The sequence below is a fragment of the Prevotella sp. ne3005 genome (genome assembly GCF_900110085.1).
Lineage (GTDB): Bacteria > Bacteroidota > Bacteroidia > Bacteroidales > Bacteroidaceae > Prevotella.
Genome location: NZ_FOCK01000002.1, coordinates 357,794 through 377,278, shown reverse-complemented (window position 1 = coordinate 377,278; position 19,485 = coordinate 357,794). Strand labels below are relative to the sequence as shown.

The window sequence follows — 19,485 nt, the reverse complement described above, 5'->3', positions numbered from 1 at the left end:
CTTTATAAATAATGTACGCAATAAATCAAGGTGCAAAGGTACAACTTTTAATTAAGAATTAAGAATTAAGAATTAAGAAATTGTATTAATTGCTGCAATTTTTTCACTTTTCACTTTTCACTTTTCATTTCTTTTTGTAACTTTGCACTCAGTTATGAGAAAAATAGCCTTATTATTCGCGGCAGTCGTTGCGCTCAGCGCAAGTGCCGCACAGTCAAATGATAGTATTGACGGACGCTATTATCGTCTGTTCGTCCCATTGACGTTCTATCATAATGTCGCAGATAAGACGCTGTCGCTCCATTCCGAGAATGCAGGAAAAGATCCTGTGGCAGATGCCGTCGATGCAGCCTTGCTCAACATCTACCTGAATCGTCCGGACCTTGTTAGTACTACGGAAACGGAGCTCGAGGAGACGGGAGATATCCGTAAGGATGTGGATACGCCTATCTTAAACAAGGTGGAACTGGTTGAGAAAGTGGAGGAGCCTGTGATTGACGTTCCAGAGGATATCCCGACGGATGTCCTTGTTCAGAAACCAAAGTTCTGGACCAAGAAAGGCGATGGCTATCTGCAGTTTATGCAGAACTATGTGTCGGAAAACTGGTATAAGGGTGGCGAAAGTAACTATTCTGCCGTTGGCTCATTGACCTTAGAGGCCAATTACGATAATAAGAACAAGTGGAAGTGGGATAATAAACTGGAGATGAAACTGGGCTTCCTCAATTCCCGTGATGACTCAGTCCATAGGTTCAAGGCAAATGAGGACCTGTTACGTTTCACCAGCAAGGTAGGACTCGAAGCAGCTAAGAATTGGTACTATACATTCCAGCTTTTGACCTATACCCAGTTTACCCAGGGCTTGAAATCAAATGACAAGAAGGTTTATTCTGATTTTATGTCGCCATTCAACCTGAACCTTGGTCTTGGTATGGATTATAAGGTGGCAACAAAGAATAAGCGTTTGACGGGTTCGCTGAACTTCTCACCACTCTCACTCAACTATTTGTATGTGGGTCGTGAGGCATTAGGCCCGGCCAATGGACTGGATGAGGGCGATCATGATAATCTGGAGTTCGCCTCTCACATGACAGCCGATCTTGTCTGGAAGATCAATGATGTGGTAACCTGGAAGACGCGTCTTTATGCCTTTACTTCTTACAAACGTGGTCTGATAGAGTGGGAAAATACCTTTGAGTTGAGAGTGTCTAAGTATATCTCAGCCAACTTGTTCCTCTATCCTCGCTTCGATGACTCCAGCTTATATCATGACGACTTAGGTTATTGGCAATTCAAGGAATATTCGTCAGTAGGTTTCTCCTATGCGTTTTAAACAGAAAGCCCGCCAAACTCTGGCGGGCTTTCTTTATTCTGTCATTTCTCCTTCTATATAGAGTCGTGTCATCTCCACAACTCCGTTAGTACGGATGGTGATTGATTTCTTGAAATGACCAGGGAACTTGCCTGTACCATTATAGGTCACCTTAATCTGTCCCTGCTCACCTGGCTTGATGGGCGACTTGGTGTATTCAGGAACGGTGCAGCCACAGCTGGCCACAGCCTGATTGATGATCAATGGCTGTTCGCCTACATTCGTATAGGTGAAAGTGTAGGTTACCACAGGATTTTTCTCTGAGAAGGTTCCAAAGTCGTGTGTCAACTTGTCGAACTTAATCTCTGCTGGTTTCTGTGCCAGTGCAGCTGTCAAGCCGCACATCAGCATCATGGTTATCATGACTAATTTCTTCATCTTTTTATCGTTTTATTGGTTTAACGGGGGCAAAGATACTAAAAAGAAGTGAAAAGTGAAAAGTGAAAAGTGAAAAAAGTGCGTTCGCATACATAATTTTTAATTTTTAATCTTTAATTTTTAATTTTCTTTGTACCTTTGCACCTCAAAAGGAATAAAAGTATTATAAATATGTATAGAAGTAAGACTTGTGGAGAGCTTCGTCTCTCCGATGCAGGAAGTGTTGTGACACTCGCAGGTTGGGTTCAGCGTACTCGAAAGATGGGAGGCATGACCTTCGTTGATCTTCGCGACCGTTATGGTCTGACACAGTTGGTGTTTAACGAGGCTGACAATGCCGAACTCTGCGAACGTGCCAATAAGCTGGGACGTGAGTTTTGTATTCAAGTGAAAGGTGAGGTCAGTGAGCGCCAAAGCAAGAACCCCAAGATGCCGACGGGCGACATTGAGATTCTGGTAAAGGAACTGAACATCCTTAGCGAGAGCCTCACACCTCCGTTTACCATTGAGGACAATACCGATGGTGGCGACGATATCCGTATGAAGTATCGTTATCTCGACCTTCGTCGTAGTGCCGTTCGTAAGAACCTGGAACTGCGCCATCGCATGACCATCCTGATTCGTAACTTCCTTGACAGTAAGGAGTTCATCGAGGTGGAGACGCCAATCCTAATTGGCTCTACGCCTGAGGGTGCTCGCGACTTCGTGGTTCCCAGCCGTATGAATCCAGGCCAGTTCTATGCATTGCCCCAGTCTCCTCAGACCCTCAAGCAGTTGCTGATGGTCAGCGGTTTCGATCGTTACTTCCAAATTGCCAAGTGCTTCCGTGATGAGGACCTGCGTGCTGATCGTCAGCCAGAGTTCACCCAGATCGACTGTGAGATGTCGTTTGTAGAGCAGGAAGATGTGCTTCAGCTCTTCGAGGATATGGCCCGCCATTTATTTAAAGAGGTACGTGGTGTGGAACTTCCTACTCTTCAGCGTATGACCTGGCATGAGGCTATGCGTCGCTTTGGTTCAGATAAGCCCGATCTTCGTTTCGGTATGGAGTTCGTGGAGCTGATGGATCAGCTGAAGGGTACGGGTACCTTCCCCGTCTTCAATGAAGCCAACTATATTGGTGGTATCTGTGTGCCTGGTTGTGCTGACTATACCCGTAAGCAGTTGGATCAGCTGACAGATTTCGTGAAGCGTCCGCAGGTAGGTGCCAAGGGCCTTGTATATGTCAAGTTCAATGCCGATGGTACAGTAAAGTCTTCCATCGATAAGTTCTATGAGCCTGAGGTGTGGGCTAAGGTCAAGGAGGCTATGGGTGCCAAAGATGGCGACCTTGTGTTGATCCTCTCTGGCGACAATGCCAACAAGACTCGTATTCAACTCTGCACTCTTCGTCTGGAGATGGGCGATCGTCTTGGACTTCGTGACAAGGACAAGTTCGTTTGTCTTTGGATTGTCGACTTCCCGCTCTTTGAGTGGAGTGATGAGGAGCAGCGCCTGATGGCTACGCACCATCCGTTTACGATGCCGAATCCTGATGATATTCCTCTGCTCGATACTGCTCCTGAAAAAGTTCGTGCAGTGGCCTATGACTTCGTCTGCAATGGTGTTGAGGTCGGTGGTGGCTCACTTCGTATTCATGACGGAAAGTTGCAGGAGAAAATGTTCCAGATTCTGGGCTTCACCCCCGAAAGGGCTATGGCTCAGTTTGGCTTCCTGATCAATGCCTTCAAATACGGAGCTCCTCCCCACGCAGGTCTTGCCTTCGGTCTCGATCGCTTTGTCAGCCTGATGGCTGGTCTCGATAGCATCCGCGACTGTATCGCATTCCCGAAGAACAACAGTGGCCGCGATGTGATGCTGGATGCTCCAGGTGAACTCGACCCGAAACAGCTGGAGGAATTGAATCTGTCGCTTGAACTTCGTTCGTCGCTTGATATTCATCAAGAATAATTTACTTTTTGCCAAAAAGTCTTAATTATCAATAACTTGTCTGAATAATTAGTGTTAATTTTGCACTCGAAATTTAGAATATAGAGGTAAAACTTCAATAAAGTATTAATTTTTTAAGAACTATGGCAGAAAAGAAAGCAACAGCTAAGAAGGCTACTGAGACAAAGGCAGCCGCAGCTAAGAAGGAAACCGTGAAGAAGGCCGCTGCTCCTAAGGCAGCCGCAAAGAAGGCAGTTCTCGCTATCACCGCTGAGAATGCAGGTTTCAAGGCAGGAGATGTTTATCAGGCACTGGCAGCAGCAGGTAAGGCTCTCACCGTTAAGGAGATTGCTAAGGCTGCAAAGATTTCAGAGGAGGAGACTCTTCTTGGTCTCGGCTGGCTCTTCAAGGAGGGCAAGCTCGCTAACGAGGGAGAGAATGTTACATTGGCATAAAGACAATTAACGTACAATAGGAAAAGGTCGGTAATTTACTTTTACCGGCCTTTTTTAATCGGATGACATACGACAGACAGATATTAGACATCCTCATGGAAGTAGGTGAGAAGGGCATCAGTGTTCAACTGTTGGCCAAGCATGTCTATAACCGCAATTCCACTTTGTTCTTCACGCCAGACCTGATCGATATCCGTAATTATGTCCAGCAATATCTGTTGAAAAACTCCAAATCCCCCCTCTCGTTGATAGAAGCTACAGGTAAACGGGGCTTCTATCGATTAAACACCCAGAACAATTCCGATGCCCGCCAGCTGATGATTGAATTCAAGGAATCCCATCGGATAGACGAAAAAGAAGAGAAGCCCGCTGTAGACCTCTCTCTTGATTTGTTTTCTTAATCTTTAGTGATTGTATACGCTCTCGTAGACAGCTAACAGCTGTTCTGCAGTCTGCCGCCATGAGAAAATCTTCGCCCTTTCCAGTCCGATTTTCTCTTGTCTGCTGTAGAAGTCGTCATCATTCTCCAATTGTAGCATTTTCTCTGCAATCTCATCTGGATTCTCCGGATTAATGAGAATGGCATTGCGTCCTGCAATCTCTGGCATTGATGAGGTGTTCGATGTGATGACGGGTGTTCCACTGGCCATCGCTTCCAACAAAGGAATGCCAAAGCTTTCCCGTAATGAGGTATATAGGAAGGCAAAGGCACTATTATAGATAAAGGGCAAGTCCTTGTTGACAATATAGCCAGGCATGACGATATAGTTGCTGATATTCTCAATATGATTCCTGTCAATGATACCGTCTAAATACGCTTGGTCAAGATCTGCCATCAATAGCTTCCGCTTCACAATCGATTTCTCCAGATATCTTGAATAGGCAATCAGGGTTCGTTCCGTATTCTTCTTTGGATCTGTATTGCCGAGGAAGAAGAAGTAGCCAGGATGATCGATATATCTTTGATAGATATGCTGAATATCATGTACAGGTTTAAACCATTCGTTATAGCCGTTGTATATCATCGCCATTCTTTCCTCTGGAATGCCCAACTTGGTCATGATATTGTTTTTCTCATAGTCAGAGACGGTGATAATCTTCTTACACTTCTTGAGGATCCGTGGGACAACCAATCTTCGATATAGCCAACCCATATTCTGGTAAAGCGATTTATTGTTTTTGTCCCTGGGCTCTAAAAAGATAATGTCGTGTAAGGTCAGAATCAAGGGAATCTTACAGCGTATTGGCGCAGTGTTGCTGGTGCAGTGTAGAATGTCAAGATTCAGTTCATTTACTGCTTTGGGCAAAGTAAATTGTTCCCAAAGTGGGTAGAAATTGCCGCCAATCTCGAAAATATGGAAATTCTTGCTGTCTTCCAAGCACCTGTCTTCTCCAGGGGCTACAAACACAAAGTACTCGTTCTTTGTATCCATCGTCTGCAACTCCTTGATCTCCTGCAACACGACATAATCCATGCCGTGTTTGTTCTGGCGGAATACCCTTTGTGCTTCTATACCTATTCTCATATTTGCTTGATAATTTTTGCGGGGACGCCTGCCACGAGCGAGTGGGGTGGTACATCTTTGGTAACAACGGCTCCAGCTGCCACCACGGAATGATGGCCTATGGTCACACCTGGCAAGACCACGGCATTGGCTCCTATCCAGATGTCATCCTCAATAACAACAGCGCTGGTGCTCACACCTTGTTCGTCAATCCTTTTCTTAGAATTCTCGAAATTATGATTCAGGGCTGTAATGGTAATGCCCTGCGCTAAATTCACGTGACTGCCAATGATGACAGGACCTATGATTGTGTTATGCAACCCGATCCTTGTATGGTCACCAATCATCACATCGCCTACCGCATTATTGATACAGGCATACGACTCAATGACGGAGTAATCGCCAAGTGAGAACTTCCGATAGGGTGGGGTGTCCATACGGGCAGAGTGGTGGATGACAGAATGTCTGCCCCGATGTTGGTAAAGCGGAGCCAGTAATCTGATAAACCAGCGCGGCCTCGTCTCCACTTGGTTCATAATCACCCAGTCAAGGAATTTCTTCCATTTGGGATTCCTATTAAACCTCTCTCTTACAACATCCTTATTCATCTCTTTTACCTTTTCTGACTACAAAAGTACAAATAATTTTGTATAATTGCAAATTTTTCCGTATTTTTGCAGAAAAATCGTTGAATAGATGAATAAGCAGTATGATTATCTGATAGTTGGTGCAGGTATCTATGGTGCCACGTTTGCTTGTATGGCCCATCGTCATGGTAAGCGTTGTCTGGTCATTGACAAACGCAATCATCTGGGTGGTAATATCTATTGTGAAAATATTGAAGGTATCAACGTCCATAAATACGGAGCACATATCTTCCATACTTCTAATAAAAAGGTGTGGGATTTCGTCAATTCGATTGTTGAGTTTAACCGTTATACCAACTCTCCGATTGCCAATTACAAAGGAAAGCAGTACAATCTTCCCTTCAACATGAATACCTTCTATCAGATGTGGGGCGTGTTGACTCCTGCTGAAGCTCAGGCTAAGATTGAGGAACAGCGTCAGGAAGCACTGGCAAAGATGCGAGCCGAAGGTGCTACAGAACCTCGTAACCTTGAGGAACAGGCGCAAATACTGATTGGTAAAGACATTTATGAGATACTAATCAAAGGATATACAGAGAAACAATGGGGACGTAAGTGCAGTGAACTGCCAGCTTTTATCATCAAGCGCCTGCCCGTTCGTTTCGTGCATGACAACAACTACTTCAACGATCGTTTCCAGGGTATCCCGATGGGCGGATTCAATAAACTCATCGATGGCATGCTCGAAGGAGTTGAGACCAGACTGAATACGGATTTCTTTGACAATCGTCAACATTGGGAGCATATTGCAGATAAGATTTTATATACTGGCAAACTCGATGAATACTATGACTATCGTCTAGGTAAACTTGAATACCGTACCGTCCGTTTCGAGGAAGAAATCCTTGATATGCCCAACTATCAGGGTAATGCTGTCATGAACTTCACTGATGCTGAAGTCCCCTATACCCGCATTATCGAGCACAAACACTTTGAGATGTTTGGTGATGATGTCTATAAGTGCCCCAAAACGGTTATTTCCCGTGAATATTCTACGGAATGGAAAGAAGGCATGGAACCATACTATAGTGTCAATGATGAGAAAAATATGTCGCTTTATCAACAATACCGAGCCCTTGCCGACCAAGAACCCAACCTCATCCTTGGAGGCCACCTTGCCGAATATAAGTATTACGACATGGCCCCGATTGTTGAAAAAGTCATGGGACTGTTTGAATAGAATGACTACTCAAGGAGTTGCTTCCATTGCTCAACGATAAGATGTAAGTCAAATCGTTGGGCAATTTTTAATGCTTCTTGTGATTTCGTCTGCCAGTCAATATGCGTTGCTTCCACTAATCGTTGAGCTAGGCCCTCAATATTTCCGTTTTCGAAATAAAGTCCAAAGTCACTAAGAATCTCCTGACAGACAGGTAGGTCTGATGTGACAATCGGTAATCCGTGTGACATGGCTTCAACCAAAACCAACGGCATTCCTTCCCATCTAGAACTTAGTACATATACTTGAGCATTGGAATAATAGTTTTGGATCTGATTCGTAAACGGATGAATCGTAATCCGATCCTCTAACTCATATTTGCTGATGAGTGCTCTGTATTTTGGTTCTTCCTTACCCTCTCCAACAATATCGAGCATCCAGCCATGATTCTTTTGTGCAAACAAGTGGAATGCCTCTATTAAAAGGTCGATGCCTTTATGAAGAGGTGTAAAACGCCCTACAGTGAGGAATCTTTTGCTTTTCCCTTGTGAAGGACTCCCAGATTTGAGTGTCAATGGGTTATAGATGACTGTCGGCAAGAATTGATGATCGTATTGGTGGAAACGGTTTGCATCATCCTGACAAAGCACTACGACATCGTCCAATTTCCTGAATTGATAAATATAATGCCTTCTCCTCTTAGCACCTATATAATAATGTGAATTGTCGCCAAACAAGGCTTCGTATGAATTATGCAACCATCCGATGAGTTTTGCTTTTGGCAAATCTTTCTTGAGTGTTGCTAATCTGGCTGCCAATGGCGCATGATCGCCAATGATAATATCGAAATCCTCTCTTTTCAATTCTGCCAGCAAAACCTGTCGTAGTTCAGACGGAAACGAACTTCTGGCATAAAGATTTGAACTCCATCTGCTTTGTGGTTGAAGTTTTAGATAAATACCACTATATGTTTTACAAAGTTTGTTTTTTAGCTCCCCGACTTTGGGATACTGAATAAATCTGTATGTGATGTTAGCCTCATTCAAGCCATACATGGTTGTATCCTTCTTCTCGGTTTTATCAAAGGTAAGAATGGTCACGTCATACTCCTTTGCCAATTCCTTGGCAATTACCGCCGTCACCCTTTGCACACCTCCAATGGTGAAGATACTATCAACTATGAAGCAGATTTTCTTCATGATTTAAATACGTTCTTGAGTACCTTCTCCATCTGGTTCTTCCATGACAGATCTTTGATGGAGTCCCTGATTTCTAAGGGAGTTAAAGATAAACTCTGATAGAAGCTAATAATGCTGTTGATATCAATGGGAGAGTCATCAGCAGGCGCCTTCAATACATATGGCTTTTGATCAAAATCACTGTCTGTTTCTGAATAGATAAATGGAATGCCCCTAGCAGCATATTCCCTGTTCTTTAGTGTCTTAATTGCTTGAATACCAACGCGATGGCGCCCTAAACTGCCAATCCCGAAATCACATAGCTCAAACAGCTTGTCTAATTCTACTCCATGTTTTTTGCCATGAAGAATCACATAATCTTCCATGTGGTGGTCAGCAATGAACTTTTTGAATTCTTGTTCTATTTCTGAATTAAAGAAATAGCCAACAATGTGGAATTTGACAATATAATTCTGTGGTATAGAATAGTATTCTGCAAGGCCTTTGACGATTCTGTCAAAACCATGCCATTCGTGGATTTCTGCTACGCCTATTAGATTGAGTTCTTTGGATGTATCATTGACTGTTGACTTCATCCTGACGCTATTGAAATCTATGCCATTTGAAATGCGTATAGTCCTTTTCCCGAATATCTCATCGTAGTCGGAGAAGGTGACAATGGCATCCAAATGCTTGGCTAGTTGATTCCTGAATAATTTGTCTTGAAAGATTTGCCTACTGATGCCTTGAGCCTTGTATTCTGTATCATATGGATAGGTCGGAATTTCCATCACAACTTTCATCCCCGCTTGTTTCATCTGTTTGACCATCCGAATAGTAAAGGGGTTCGCATTATGATTAGATCGGATATATACAAAGTCTATCTTATTTTGTATAGCATAATTTGAAATAGATGCAAACTCGATTCTTTTCAAAATCTTGCTAAAGACACCATTTCCATAGTCGGCAATAACTGTATCATCTACAATTCTTTTCTTTGTTCCATGCTCATCCATGAAGCAGATATGTGTTTGCATACCTAATACTTTAAAGACATCCAACTGATAGGAAATCTTTTTGCTGATGCCATTATTAGGATCAAAACCATGAAATATGAGAAATAGAACATTCATAAGAAGACTACTTAAAATTTGAGTGCTAAGGTAACTAAAAAACTGCAAATAACCAAATAATATGTATTTTTTTCGTTAATTACAAAGAAAAATAGTATATTTGCATGCCGAAAAGAGATTATTAATGAAGTCTAGTCCATATAAAATAGTCATTTGCACACCAGCATTATATTCTGCAGGAGGTGTGGAACGAGTGGTGTCTGTGAAGGCTAATTATTTCGCAGACGTCTTGAATTATGATGTGACTATCATCGTGACCGAAGGTCATGGAAGTAATTCTTTTTTCCAACTTTCTCCCAATGTCAATGTGATTAATTTCGCCTTGCGCTTTGAGGAGCTCTGGAACGTTCCATTTGTAAAAAAGGTATTCATTTATTTATATAAACAAAGGCAATACAAGAAACTGCTTACTGCGGAATTGATGCGTATCCAACCTGACATTACTATTACGACTTTACGCAGGGAAATCAATTTTATTTGTGATATAAATGATGGAAGTTTTAAGATTGGTGAGCTTCATCTGAGTCGGGATAATTATAGGTTAATAGATAGTAGTAAGACTAATATTGTTAAGTGGCTTTTCTCCCATTGGTGGCAAAAAGGTATTGTAAGTCATCTGCAACGACTAGATCGATTTGTGGTTTTAACCCAAAATGCGGCATTGGAATGGCCTGAATTGAGTAATATCAAGTTGATACCTGATCCGTTATCCATATCGCCAAATTGTCAGAGTTCATTATCGTCTAAGCGTATCATAACCATTGGCAGATACTCTTATGAAAAAGGTTGGGATTTGTTGTTAAGAATATGGTCATTGGTTGAGAAAGATTTTAAAGACTGGCAGTTGGATGTGTATGGTATGGGAGATCCGACACCATACGTGAGGATGTTGGATAACCTGTCTATCGACAAGAAACGTTGCCATCTGAATGCGAGTTTGGTTTCTGTAGAAGAAGGTTATCTCAGAAGTTCTATTCTTGTTCAACCCTCTCGTACGGAGGGATTCGGATTGGTGATTGTTGAGGCCATGGCATGCGGATTGCCTGTTATTGCTTTCGATTGTGAGAACGGACCCCGATCTATTATGACGGATGGCGAAGAAGGCTACTTGGTACCGGCATTCAATGTTGATTTGTTTGCCGATCGACTTAAGCAACTGATGTCAGACGAGGATCTTCGAAAAAGAATGGGAGAAAAAGGCCAAAAGAAATCGCAATGTTATCATATTGATTCTATAGGAAAACAGTGGAAACAATTGTTTGATGAGCTGATGCAGAACTAGTGAAATACGATGTAACGATAGGGATTCCTGTTTATAGGTCAAAAGACTATATTCGGCAGGCATTGGAGTCTGCTCTCGTTCAGTCATATCCCTCAATAGAATTTCTAATCGTAGATGATGCAGGCAATGACGGCTCTATGGATATCGTTCGCGAACTGCAGGCTGCACACCAGAGAGGAAAGGATATCCGTATCCTTACTCATCATGAGAATCAGGGCGTTTCGGCTTCACGCAATCAGATTATTGATAAGGCTCAGGGAGAATACTTGTATTTCATGGATTCTGACGATGTCATAGCGGAGAATACGATATCTTTAATGATGCAGAATATCCATCAATATGAGGCAGAGATCGTTTTCGGTTCTTATGAGAAAATAGAAATGTCAGGAGAGAAATACGTATATCGTTATCCCTCTTTACAACTTTTAGAAACAGATGCATTGGCATCTTTTGCTTATAGAAAATATGCAGGTATACAAGCTTCGGCCTGCAATTATTTGGTTAAAACATCACTGTTACGTGAAAATCATCTCCAGTTTATTGATACGGATTATTGGGAAGATTTGGTTTTCACTTTTGATCTGGTTACCTATATTTCTCGGGCCATTTTATTACCAAATATCACCTACACCTATTTGTGCCGTGAGAATTCGCTTTCCCATTATCAGCAGCGGAATCATATCCCGAAGGATGAAATAATGAAAAATGTGGCAGCTATCAATTATCTGAAACGATCTTCCTCTTTATTATATAATAAGGTGTACTTCCCTAACCGTTGCTATAATATCGTTATGACAGATTTTTATATCGCCTGCCATATTCTGAAGCGTCGTAATAATATTGTTCCATCAATCTCTAATCGTGAGATAAAAAACTTGGTACAGCATCCGGCGACTTGGAAACAGATTGGTACATTCCGACATTCACGTATAAAGAACATGCTGTTATTTTTGATGGGGAAACTGCCATCATTCCTTTGTGTATCTATGATATGGGGATTACGAAAGATTAAAAAGTTGATTTAAAATTTGGTGGTTTACTGAAAAATGCGTATCTTCGCAGACAAATCCTAAATATGTTTCTTATGTCCAACTGGTACGATAAATATCTCAGCATTTACGGCAAACCTTTTAGCGAGGTTTCTCAAGAAATTATAGATGGTACTCGCGAGCGATTGGCAGCTATGCAAAGTGATAAGCCATTAGCTTCCATTGTTGTGATTGCCTATAATGAAGAAACCCATCTTCAGGCTTGTCTTTGGGCTATTAGCGAGATCCAGTGTAAATATCCTGTTGAGATTATTGGCGTAGATAACGACTCCAAGGACCGTACGGCTGAGATATTTGAGAAATCAGGTATACCTTATTACACGGAATATCAGCATTCCTGTGGCTATGCCCGCCGTTGTGGCTTGCAACATTCAAAAGGGAAGTTTTATTTTGATGTGGATGGTGATACACTTTATCCGCCTCAGTATTATGAGATTATGCTTAACAATCTTTTGAAACCGGGTGTTTCCTGTGTTTCAGCCACATGGTCTTATTTCCCAGACGCCAATCATAGTAAATTCGAATTAAGGATGTTTGAGATGTGCCGTGACTTGTTCTTGTGGATTCAGCATTTTAAGCGACCTGAGCTGAGTGTACGAGGCTTGGTTTTTGCCTATAATGCTGACTATGGCCGTCAAGAGGAGTATCGTGTAGACATCATCCGTGGTGAGGATGGCTCCATGGCTTTGGCATTGAAAAAATATGGTAAGATTGTCTTTGTTCGTGATCGTCGATGCCGTGCCATTACTGGCTATGGAACAATTGGCAATCAGTCCATGTGGCAGAGTTTTATCCAACATGTCAAGATACAGAGTAAGGGCATCTCTCGAATCTTTTATAAGAAAGAACACTATGAGGATAGTGACGATAATCTGGTGAAACCATAGTGTCATCGAATGAAAGTCCTGTATGTCTTCCGTTCTTTGGCTGTTTGGGGAGGAATTGAGCGCATCTTGGTTGAAAAGATGAATTATCTCTCCCAAGTTTATGGCTATGATGTCTATATGTTGACATCAGATCAGGGCAATCATCCTATTCCCTATCATTTGGATGATAATGTACATTTTGAGGACTTGAACATTCGTTTTCATCAACAATATCAATACTCATTCTTTCGAAGGTTATGGGTGGCAAGAACATTAAAGAGAAAATATGAGAAATGTTTGTCTGAACGTATATGCCAAATTAAACCTGATATCATCATATGTACAACGGCCGATCATATTGATTCGTTGGGCAAATTGAAAGGATCGATTCCTTTGGTAGTGGAATCACATTCAATTTGCATACGTACCATAGAAGATGGTCATTGCTGGCTTAGAAGAAAATGGCATCGTTATCATTATATGAAAGCCCTTTCAGAAGTCGATGTTCTAGTGGCATTGACAGAAGGGGATGCCGTCGAATGGCGCAAGGTGCACCCTCATGTGGTTGTTATCCCAAATCTTCTTCATTTGAATGATGGCGCGGTTTCCACACTTGGGAATAAACGGGTGATATGGGTAGGTCGGTTTGACTATCAGAAACGCCCCATGCAAATGATTCGTATCTGGGAGAAAATTTATCCGTTGCATCCTGATTGGCAATTGGATATTTATGGGGAAGGAGAACAACGGCAGGAATTAGAGAATAAAGCTCGTTCGTTAGGTATGAATATTGTGATTCATCAACCCACAGAAGACATCTTTGAATGTTATAGGGAGAGTTCAATCCTGGTTTCAACCTCCTTGTTTGAACCTTTCGGACTTGTCATTCCCGAGGCCATGAGCTGTGGTTTGCCAGTTGTTGCCTATGATTGTCCTTATGGGCCAGCAAGTCTTATTCTGGATGGTGAGAATGGTTTCTTAATTAAATGTGGTAATATGAAGGCTTTTGCAAATAAAGTTAGTTTGTTGATGGATAACCTAAAGCTGAGAAAGAAAATGGGATCAGCAGGAGCGCTAACCTCAAAAAACTATGATTCCGGTCGAATCATGCCTCTATGGATAGACCTTTTTGCCCAATTGTTAAATAGATAGAAAGATTTTTGGTCCTTTATTTGTTTGTTTCCATATAAATAGTTATCTTTGCCAAAAATTGAAGAAATATGAATGGTCCTCTTGTTTCCATTGGCATTCCTGTATATAATGTGGAGCCTTATATTGAAAAGTGTCTGTTATCTGCATTGAGTCAGTCCTACGAGAATCTGGAGATTCTTGTGGTAGATGATTGTGGCTCCGACAATTCTATGGCTATTGTTTCGGGTTTGATACAGACACATTCTAGAGGAAATATTGTGAGGATTATTCATCATAAGCTGAATAAAGGTATTGGAGAAGCAAGAAATACGATAATAAAAGAGTGCAAAGGTAAATATGTCTATTTCATAGATTCGGATGATTTCATAGAACCTAATGCTATAGATCTGTTATGTGCCCAAGCAGAGAAATTTGAAACGGACGTCGCAATTGCTTCTCATAGAAAAGTTGCTTTAAAAACGGGAGAAGAATTACCTACGTACCAATATAAATCATTCCAACTATTTCAAGGCGATGATGCATTTGCAAATTATGTATGTTCAGATTTGAGATGGCATGTTGCGATTGTTGTATGGAATATCTTGTTTTCTGTAGAATTCCTTCGGACTAATAATTTGTTGTTTGCTGGCAGAAAAGATGAAGATGCATTATTTCTCTCAGACTATTATTCAGAAGTGAAAAGTGCTGTAATAATGCCAGATATAACCTATAACTATGTTGCACGCCCAGATTCTATTATGGGTTATATGGCAAGAAAAATGATTCCCATTAGGGAGATTCACGAACGTTTCAATACTGACGCTATCATGACAGAGCATTGTGCTCGATTAAGAGGCCGCTCATTCTATGATGTTCATTGTGCAAGGGTTATGAAACATAAATTTCGTGCCGCTTGTGTTGCATTAAGACACCGTAAACGTTTCACAGAGCCATTGACAAATCAAGAAATTTGTCAAGAATTGAAACATCCTGCATCTATCTCAGATATTATAAACTTTAAACGTTATAAATTATTCCATTTGTTTTTTTATACTCTCAGTAAGCTACCACAATCATTAGCTGTAAGTTTGACATATATAGTAGGAAAGTTAATCCGATGGATCTAACTTTTTACAGTACGCGCTTTCTTTTTCCTATTATTTTTATAACCTGGACTGAAAGATTTGAAGGCATCTTGCCTATGACATAAAAGCCAATATTAATAAGTTTGTGCTTTTTAAACCCTATTATGTTTGATAATGACAAAGGATGTCTCATAGCATCTCTAACCATTTCATTTTTTAATGCAGGTTTAATACGATCCCTATTTTTAAGTACACCACATATCATGAAAAACATTAGAATCATCCCTTTAGTACAACGAGTTTCAAAATAGGGTTTACTTTTTAACTCGAGACATTTGTTTTTGAGGTAGGTGTATATCCTGATAAACTCCTCTATTTCATCTAATTTGATTTCCTTCCGATGTTGATAATTAGATAGTGAGTTGTCTCTAATTACATAATAGTAAGTATGATCAGGAATAATAACGGCACTTTTTACTAATGGGATCATATCACAACTACAAATCATATCGTCGTTAAATCTTGCTTGTTTGAAACGGATATGATTCTTTTCAATAAAGTCGTGTTTAAACAAAATATTCCAAATGAAATCCCTTAGAGTAGGGTGAACATCTTTATTGGCATAATTTGCTAAACAATCTTCGCCTCTTAAGACTAAATATGGTTGATTTAGAAAATCTTGGCCTATGTCCATGGGATTTCCATCAATGTCCACGGGAAGTACAGAACCATAAACCACATCCACTTGATGCTTTACAGCTTGGTTGTATAGCTTTTCTAAGCAGTCTTCTGAAATATAGTCATCAGAATCTATTAACATGATGTATTCGCCCTGAGCTTCTTCAAGAATACGATTCCGAGCAGCCCAACAACGCATATTCTGAGGTTGGGTGATAATTCTAATATTCTTACCCTTTGGATGTGATTCTTGTAACTCTTTAATAATATCAATCGATTTGTCCGGTCCGCGATCATCTACAGCAAGAATTTCGATATCGTCCGCAAACGACTGGTTTAAAACAGACAACATACATTTCCTAATATATGGTTCTACACCATAAACCGGCATTCCTATTGTTACTTTGTATTTATATTCATTCATATGTTTCTCTGTTATTATGAGGTTTTACATATAATTTTTGTATGGTGTATTTAGATCGATAAATTTTATATGAAGGGGAACTTGCTTCTCTTTTGGTTCATAGAAGTCTGTCCTGTTATATCTGGTTTTAAGATATTCTATGTAATCACGAACAATCATAGCCTTTCTATTTTCAAATTCTATTGTGGTATAATTCTCAAATATGGAAGCTTGATAGGGTATCATATTATAATAATGATATCCCCCAAAAAGTTCACGATATGTATATTGGGTAGAAACATGACTGAGTATTTCTACAACTTTCTGGAAGAACATCAAATATAATCGTCGGTTAGATAAGATAGTATCTATTGCAAAATTTTTTAGTTTATCTTTTAGTCCGTTGCTTGGTGTCCTGTCTTTGTCAATAGTCATTATTCTTTTACACAAAAATAAGTCTATGTTTTTTAAGAATCCTTCAGGTACTTTATCGTAAACGTCAATATCAACGAAAGCTCCCAAAATATTACCATCATAATGAATGACTGTCGTATTGTCATTGACGATTTTGGTAAAACAGATTTTTAATTTTGTTGTATAGTCACTATTTTGATAGTTTATTATAGAAAAACCATTAGGCAAACTTTGTTCAGCAACCTTCAGAAATTTATTATAATTCTCACGTGTCATCATTATGTCAATATCATCATCCCATGGAAGAATTCTTTTATATAGGTGTGCACCTACAACAGAACCTCCACATAGAGAATAATTTATGTGGTGCTCCCTGCAGATTCTGTCAACAATATCGAAAATCTCCAGACATTTCAGTTGCAATTGCCTTAATTCTGAATCCATTCTAAGTTCGGGGAGACTATTTAAAACTTTCGAAAAGGGCTTTCCATCGGCCCATAATAATATCAATGTTAAAATCATTGGCTCTGATCTTTGCTGCCTCAGAGAACTGTTGCCGTAAATGATCGTTTTCCATTAGAGAACATAGTCTCTCTATGAACAAAGAACTATTACCATCTTCTACAAGAAAGCCGTTCTTCCCATCTTCAATAATATTTCTTGGACCGTTTGGACAATCAAAAGCGATACAAGGTACACCGTGTTTCATGGCTTCTAATATAATTAAGGGGAAACCCTCAAAATAGGAAGTAATAACACAAATGGAACTATTAGCATATTCTATACTTATATCTTGGGTGGCACCTCGTAAAGAGAGGTTCTTGACATTATTCTTATTGATAAGGAGTGTTAGTTGGTCTTTTATTATTCCATCACCAAAAATATCTAACTGCCAATCAGGAAAATGGGTATTAATTGATGGCCATATGCTAATAAGTCTATCAAACCCTTTTTCTTTGTTTAATCGTCCAACGGCAATCACCCTTTTCTTATTACAAGTACTGTATTGTGATATACGCATGGATGAAAAGTTGGGTATCACTTCTACCTGTTTAGCTTTTTTCCACTGTGCTTTATCTTCTTTAGTTAATGTGACTATAATATCTGCCTTCTTCTCGATATTACGGATGTAAATCCATTTTGCGTAGAGTTTGGAGATAAATGATCCACAATAGATACTTGAAAATATAAGGGATCTGGGTTCGTGACACTCAATAATCTTTTTTGCATTACATGGGATGGAACATACTAAATCTGCCAGAGAATAACTTACTCCAATTAGTATGTCAGGCTTAATCAAGTTAATATGATAAGACAATTTTTTACGCATATCATACATTATCTTTAGTTTTATGAATAAGCGTTTTGGATATTTGTATCGGTATTGTATATGATATGGTATTCCTAAATTGATTTGATGAATAGAATCTGATAAAAGATATAAATTCGGAGTGTCATTGTCTTGAAATAGATTTATAAAATATACATTATAGCCAAAATGCTTTGTTAAATAATTAGCTTTTTCGGCTATAATTCTTTCTGCTCCTCCCATTTTTCCTAAAGAGGGTAGGATATATACAATTTTCATATGTAACGGTCTAAGTTCACACTTTGTTTTTTTGTTTCTTTGCTATGTTTTTTCTGCAAATATACAGCATTTTTGTGAAATTTGCAAATATTTGGTCTTATTTTTAAAATAAAATATTATATTTGCAGTCAAAAATAATAAAAAGAGTAAAATTATAAATTGAATAGAATGAAAATATCGATTATAATTCCTATTTATAATGTACATGATTATGTAGAAAGGTGCTTAGATTCTGTCATATGTCAAGAATGTGAAGACTTTGATTTGGAGTGTATTTTGGTCAATGATTGTACGCCAGATGATAGTATGGATGTAGTTGAACGTAAACTAAGAGATTACGTTGGCAAGATTGAATTTGTTATTGTTAATCATTTAGATAATAAAGGGTTATCTGCTTCTAGGAATACAGGTGTGCGGCATGCCAAGGGAGATTTCGTGTTTTTTCTAGATTCTGACGACAAACTTGAAGTTGGCGCTTTTAAGTATATGATTAATACTGTTAGGAAAGATACTGAAATAAACTCTGATGTTGATGTGATTATTGGTAATACCTTTATATGTAAAGATGGTAAACAGTCAATGTATTATAAGGAAGTATCCCCCTTTTTCCTTGATAATTCTGACGAGACAGCACTTCGTAGTTTGCTTAATCGAGATTTATATCATATTGCATGTAATAAATTGGTGAAACGTGAATTGATATTGAAGCATAACGTTTTTTTTCAAGAAGGTATAATAGACGAAGATATGCTATGGTCTTATCTTGTTTTTTATTATGCAAAAGGTGTTTGGGTGTTGCCCCAAACAACATATATATATGAAGATAATCCAGGCTCAATAATGAATACATCTTCAGAAAGAATTGCTCAGAGAATATATAGTCGTATTATAATATGTAATACGATATTAAACTATCTTCCAAGATTATCGTTCATTGAATATTATATGTATCTTTTTTATATTTTGACTAGAGCGATAAATCTATTTGAGATAAATAAATCAGACAGTTTTGTAAGAGGATATAGCGATGATCTTTTCAAGTTAAGAGACCGGATTCTTACTGAGGTGTTTGATAGACAGTTGTATTTCATGTATATGTTCTTCCTAACAACAAAAAAGCCCTTAAATGCTCTTACTAAATTTAGGTGGTTTCGTCGATATTATGATAAAATAGCGAAATTTATTATGATGATAAGTTGATTTATTTGTCCATTTTTTATTTGTGAATTATTG

General features: G+C 39.5%; 19 protein-coding genes. 11 read left to right on the top strand and 8 right to left on the bottom strand.

All coding sequences use genetic code 11. The annotated features are described in order from the left end of the window. The first annotated feature begins 154 nt into the window (after window positions 1-154). Entirely contained in the window at window positions 155-1,333 is a 1,179-nt protein-coding gene (locus tag BMY16_RS04600; RefSeq protein WP_091840419.1) for a DUF3078 domain-containing protein, read from the top strand. 33 nt (window positions 1,334-1,366) lie between these two features. Here BMY16_RS04600 and BMY16_RS04595 read toward each other — a convergent pair whose 3' ends face one another. Continuing rightward, on the bottom strand, window positions 1,367-1,750 hold the full coding sequence (locus tag BMY16_RS04595; RefSeq protein ID WP_091840418.1) for a DUF1573 domain-containing protein: 384 nt from the start codon (window positions 1,748-1,750) through the stop codon (window positions 1,367-1,369). Window positions 1,751-1,921: 171 nt separating this feature from the next. Here BMY16_RS04595 and aspS point away from each other — a divergent pair, with 171 nt between their 5' ends. The 3 genes from aspS to BMY16_RS04580 all read left to right on the top strand — a co-directional run bounded on the left by aspS (window position 1,922) and on the right by BMY16_RS04580 (window position 4,535). Next, window positions 1,922-3,700: an aspartate--tRNA ligase gene (gene aspS, locus BMY16_RS04590; RefSeq protein ID WP_091840416.1), complete on the top strand. Its 1,779-nt coding sequence runs from the start codon at window positions 1,922-1,924 to the stop codon at window positions 3,698-3,700. 122 nt (window positions 3,701-3,822) lie between these two features. Continuing rightward, on the top strand, window positions 3,823-4,134 hold the full coding sequence (locus tag BMY16_RS04585) for a winged helix-turn-helix domain-containing protein (RefSeq protein WP_091840415.1): 312 nt from the start codon (window positions 3,823-3,825) through the stop codon (window positions 4,132-4,134). Window positions 4,135-4,196: 62 nt separating this feature from the next. Next, window positions 4,197-4,535 carry a hypothetical protein gene (locus BMY16_RS04580; protein WP_091840413.1) on the top strand — a complete coding sequence of 113 codons (339 nt, stop codon included), beginning with the start codon at window positions 4,197-4,199 and terminating at the stop codon, window positions 4,533-4,535. Between the two features lie 3 nt (window positions 4,536-4,538). Here BMY16_RS04580 and BMY16_RS04575 read toward each other — a convergent pair whose 3' ends face one another. Together BMY16_RS04575 and BMY16_RS04570 are read right to left on the bottom strand one after the other, a co-directional pair. Then, window positions 4,539-5,660, bottom strand: a complete 1,122-nt coding sequence (locus BMY16_RS04575) for a glycosyltransferase family 4 protein (RefSeq protein WP_091840411.1) — start codon at window positions 5,658-5,660, stop codon at window positions 4,539-4,541. Continuing rightward, window positions 5,657-6,247: an acyltransferase gene (locus BMY16_RS04570; protein WP_091840410.1), complete on the bottom strand. Its 591-nt coding sequence runs from the start codon at window positions 6,245-6,247 to the stop codon at window positions 5,657-5,659. Before BMY16_RS04570 ends, BMY16_RS04575 begins: the two co-directional genes overlap by 4 nt. A gap of 88 nt (window positions 6,248-6,335) precedes the next feature. Here BMY16_RS04570 and glf point away from each other — a divergent pair, with 88 nt between their 5' ends. Then, the gene (gene glf / locus BMY16_RS04565) at window positions 6,336-7,466 is read left to right on the top strand and encodes a UDP-galactopyranose mutase (protein ID WP_091840408.1); all 1,131 of its coding nucleotides are present in this window, start codon (window positions 6,336-6,338) and stop codon (window positions 7,464-7,466) included. 5 nt (window positions 7,467-7,471) lie between these two features. Here the strand turns inward: glf and BMY16_RS04560 are convergent, their stop codons facing one another. After that, entirely contained in the window at window positions 7,472-8,644 is a 1,173-nt protein-coding gene (locus tag BMY16_RS04560; RefSeq protein ID WP_091840407.1) for a glycosyltransferase family 4 protein, read from the bottom strand. Beyond that, window positions 8,641-9,756, bottom strand: a complete 1,116-nt coding sequence (locus BMY16_RS04555) for a glycosyltransferase family protein (RefSeq protein WP_091840405.1) — start codon at window positions 9,754-9,756, stop codon at window positions 8,641-8,643. Before BMY16_RS04555 ends, BMY16_RS04560 begins: the two co-directional genes overlap by 4 nt. Window positions 9,757-9,880: 124 nt before the next feature. Between BMY16_RS04555 and BMY16_RS04550 the strand changes: the two genes are divergently transcribed. The 5 genes from BMY16_RS04550 (at window position 9,881) to BMY16_RS04530 (ending at window position 15,211) form a co-directional block, all read left to right on the top strand. Further along, window positions 9,881-11,038, top strand: coding sequence for a glycosyltransferase family 4 protein (locus BMY16_RS04550; RefSeq protein ID WP_091840404.1), 1,158 nt, complete (start codon window positions 9,881-9,883; stop codon window positions 11,036-11,038). Continuing rightward, on the top strand, window positions 11,038-12,063 hold the full coding sequence (locus BMY16_RS04545) for a glycosyltransferase family 2 protein (protein WP_091840402.1): 1,026 nt from the start codon (window positions 11,038-11,040) through the stop codon (window positions 12,061-12,063). Before BMY16_RS04550 ends, BMY16_RS04545 begins: the two co-directional genes overlap by 1 nt. 59 nt (window positions 12,064-12,122) lie before the next feature. Next, complete coding sequence (locus BMY16_RS04540) at window positions 12,123-12,974, top strand: glycosyltransferase family 2 protein (RefSeq protein ID WP_091840400.1); 852 nt, start codon at window positions 12,123-12,125, stop codon at window positions 12,972-12,974. Window positions 12,975-12,983: 9 nt separating this feature from the next. After that, window positions 12,984-14,105, top strand: coding sequence for a glycosyltransferase family 4 protein (locus tag BMY16_RS04535; protein WP_091840399.1), 1,122 nt, complete (start codon window positions 12,984-12,986; stop codon window positions 14,103-14,105). A gap of 68 nt (window positions 14,106-14,173) precedes the next feature. Then, window positions 14,174-15,211 carry a glycosyltransferase family 2 protein gene (locus BMY16_RS04530; RefSeq protein WP_091840397.1) on the top strand — a complete coding sequence of 346 codons (1,038 nt, stop codon included), beginning with the start codon at window positions 14,174-14,176 and terminating at the stop codon, window positions 15,209-15,211. 4 nt (window positions 15,212-15,215) lie between these two features. On the opposite strand, the gene BMY16_RS04525 is transcribed toward BMY16_RS04530, so the two are convergent. The 3 genes from BMY16_RS04525 to BMY16_RS04515 are packed head-to-tail and all read right to left on the bottom strand — an operon-like array spanning window position 15,216 to window position 18,252. After that, window positions 15,216-16,271, bottom strand: a complete 1,056-nt coding sequence (locus BMY16_RS04525; protein WP_091840396.1) for a glycosyltransferase family 2 protein — start codon at window positions 16,269-16,271, stop codon at window positions 15,216-15,218. Between the two features lie 24 nt (window positions 16,272-16,295). Then, window positions 16,296-17,186 carry a LicD family protein gene (locus tag BMY16_RS04520; RefSeq protein ID WP_091840394.1) on the bottom strand — a complete coding sequence of 297 codons (891 nt, stop codon included), beginning with the start codon at window positions 17,184-17,186 and terminating at the stop codon, window positions 16,296-16,298. Next, window positions 17,125-18,252, bottom strand: a complete 1,128-nt coding sequence (locus BMY16_RS04515; RefSeq protein WP_091840393.1) for a glycosyltransferase family 4 protein — start codon at window positions 18,250-18,252, stop codon at window positions 17,125-17,127. The genes BMY16_RS04520 and BMY16_RS04515 overlap by 62 nt, the downstream gene beginning before the upstream one ends. Window positions 18,253-18,420: 168 nt before the next feature. Here BMY16_RS04515 and BMY16_RS04510 point away from each other — a divergent pair, with 168 nt between their 5' ends. Beyond that, on the top strand, window positions 18,421-19,452 hold the full coding sequence (locus BMY16_RS04510; protein ID WP_139207121.1) for a glycosyltransferase family 2 protein: 1,032 nt from the start codon (window positions 18,421-18,423) through the stop codon (window positions 19,450-19,452). Window positions 19,453-19,485 lie beyond the last annotated feature (33 nt).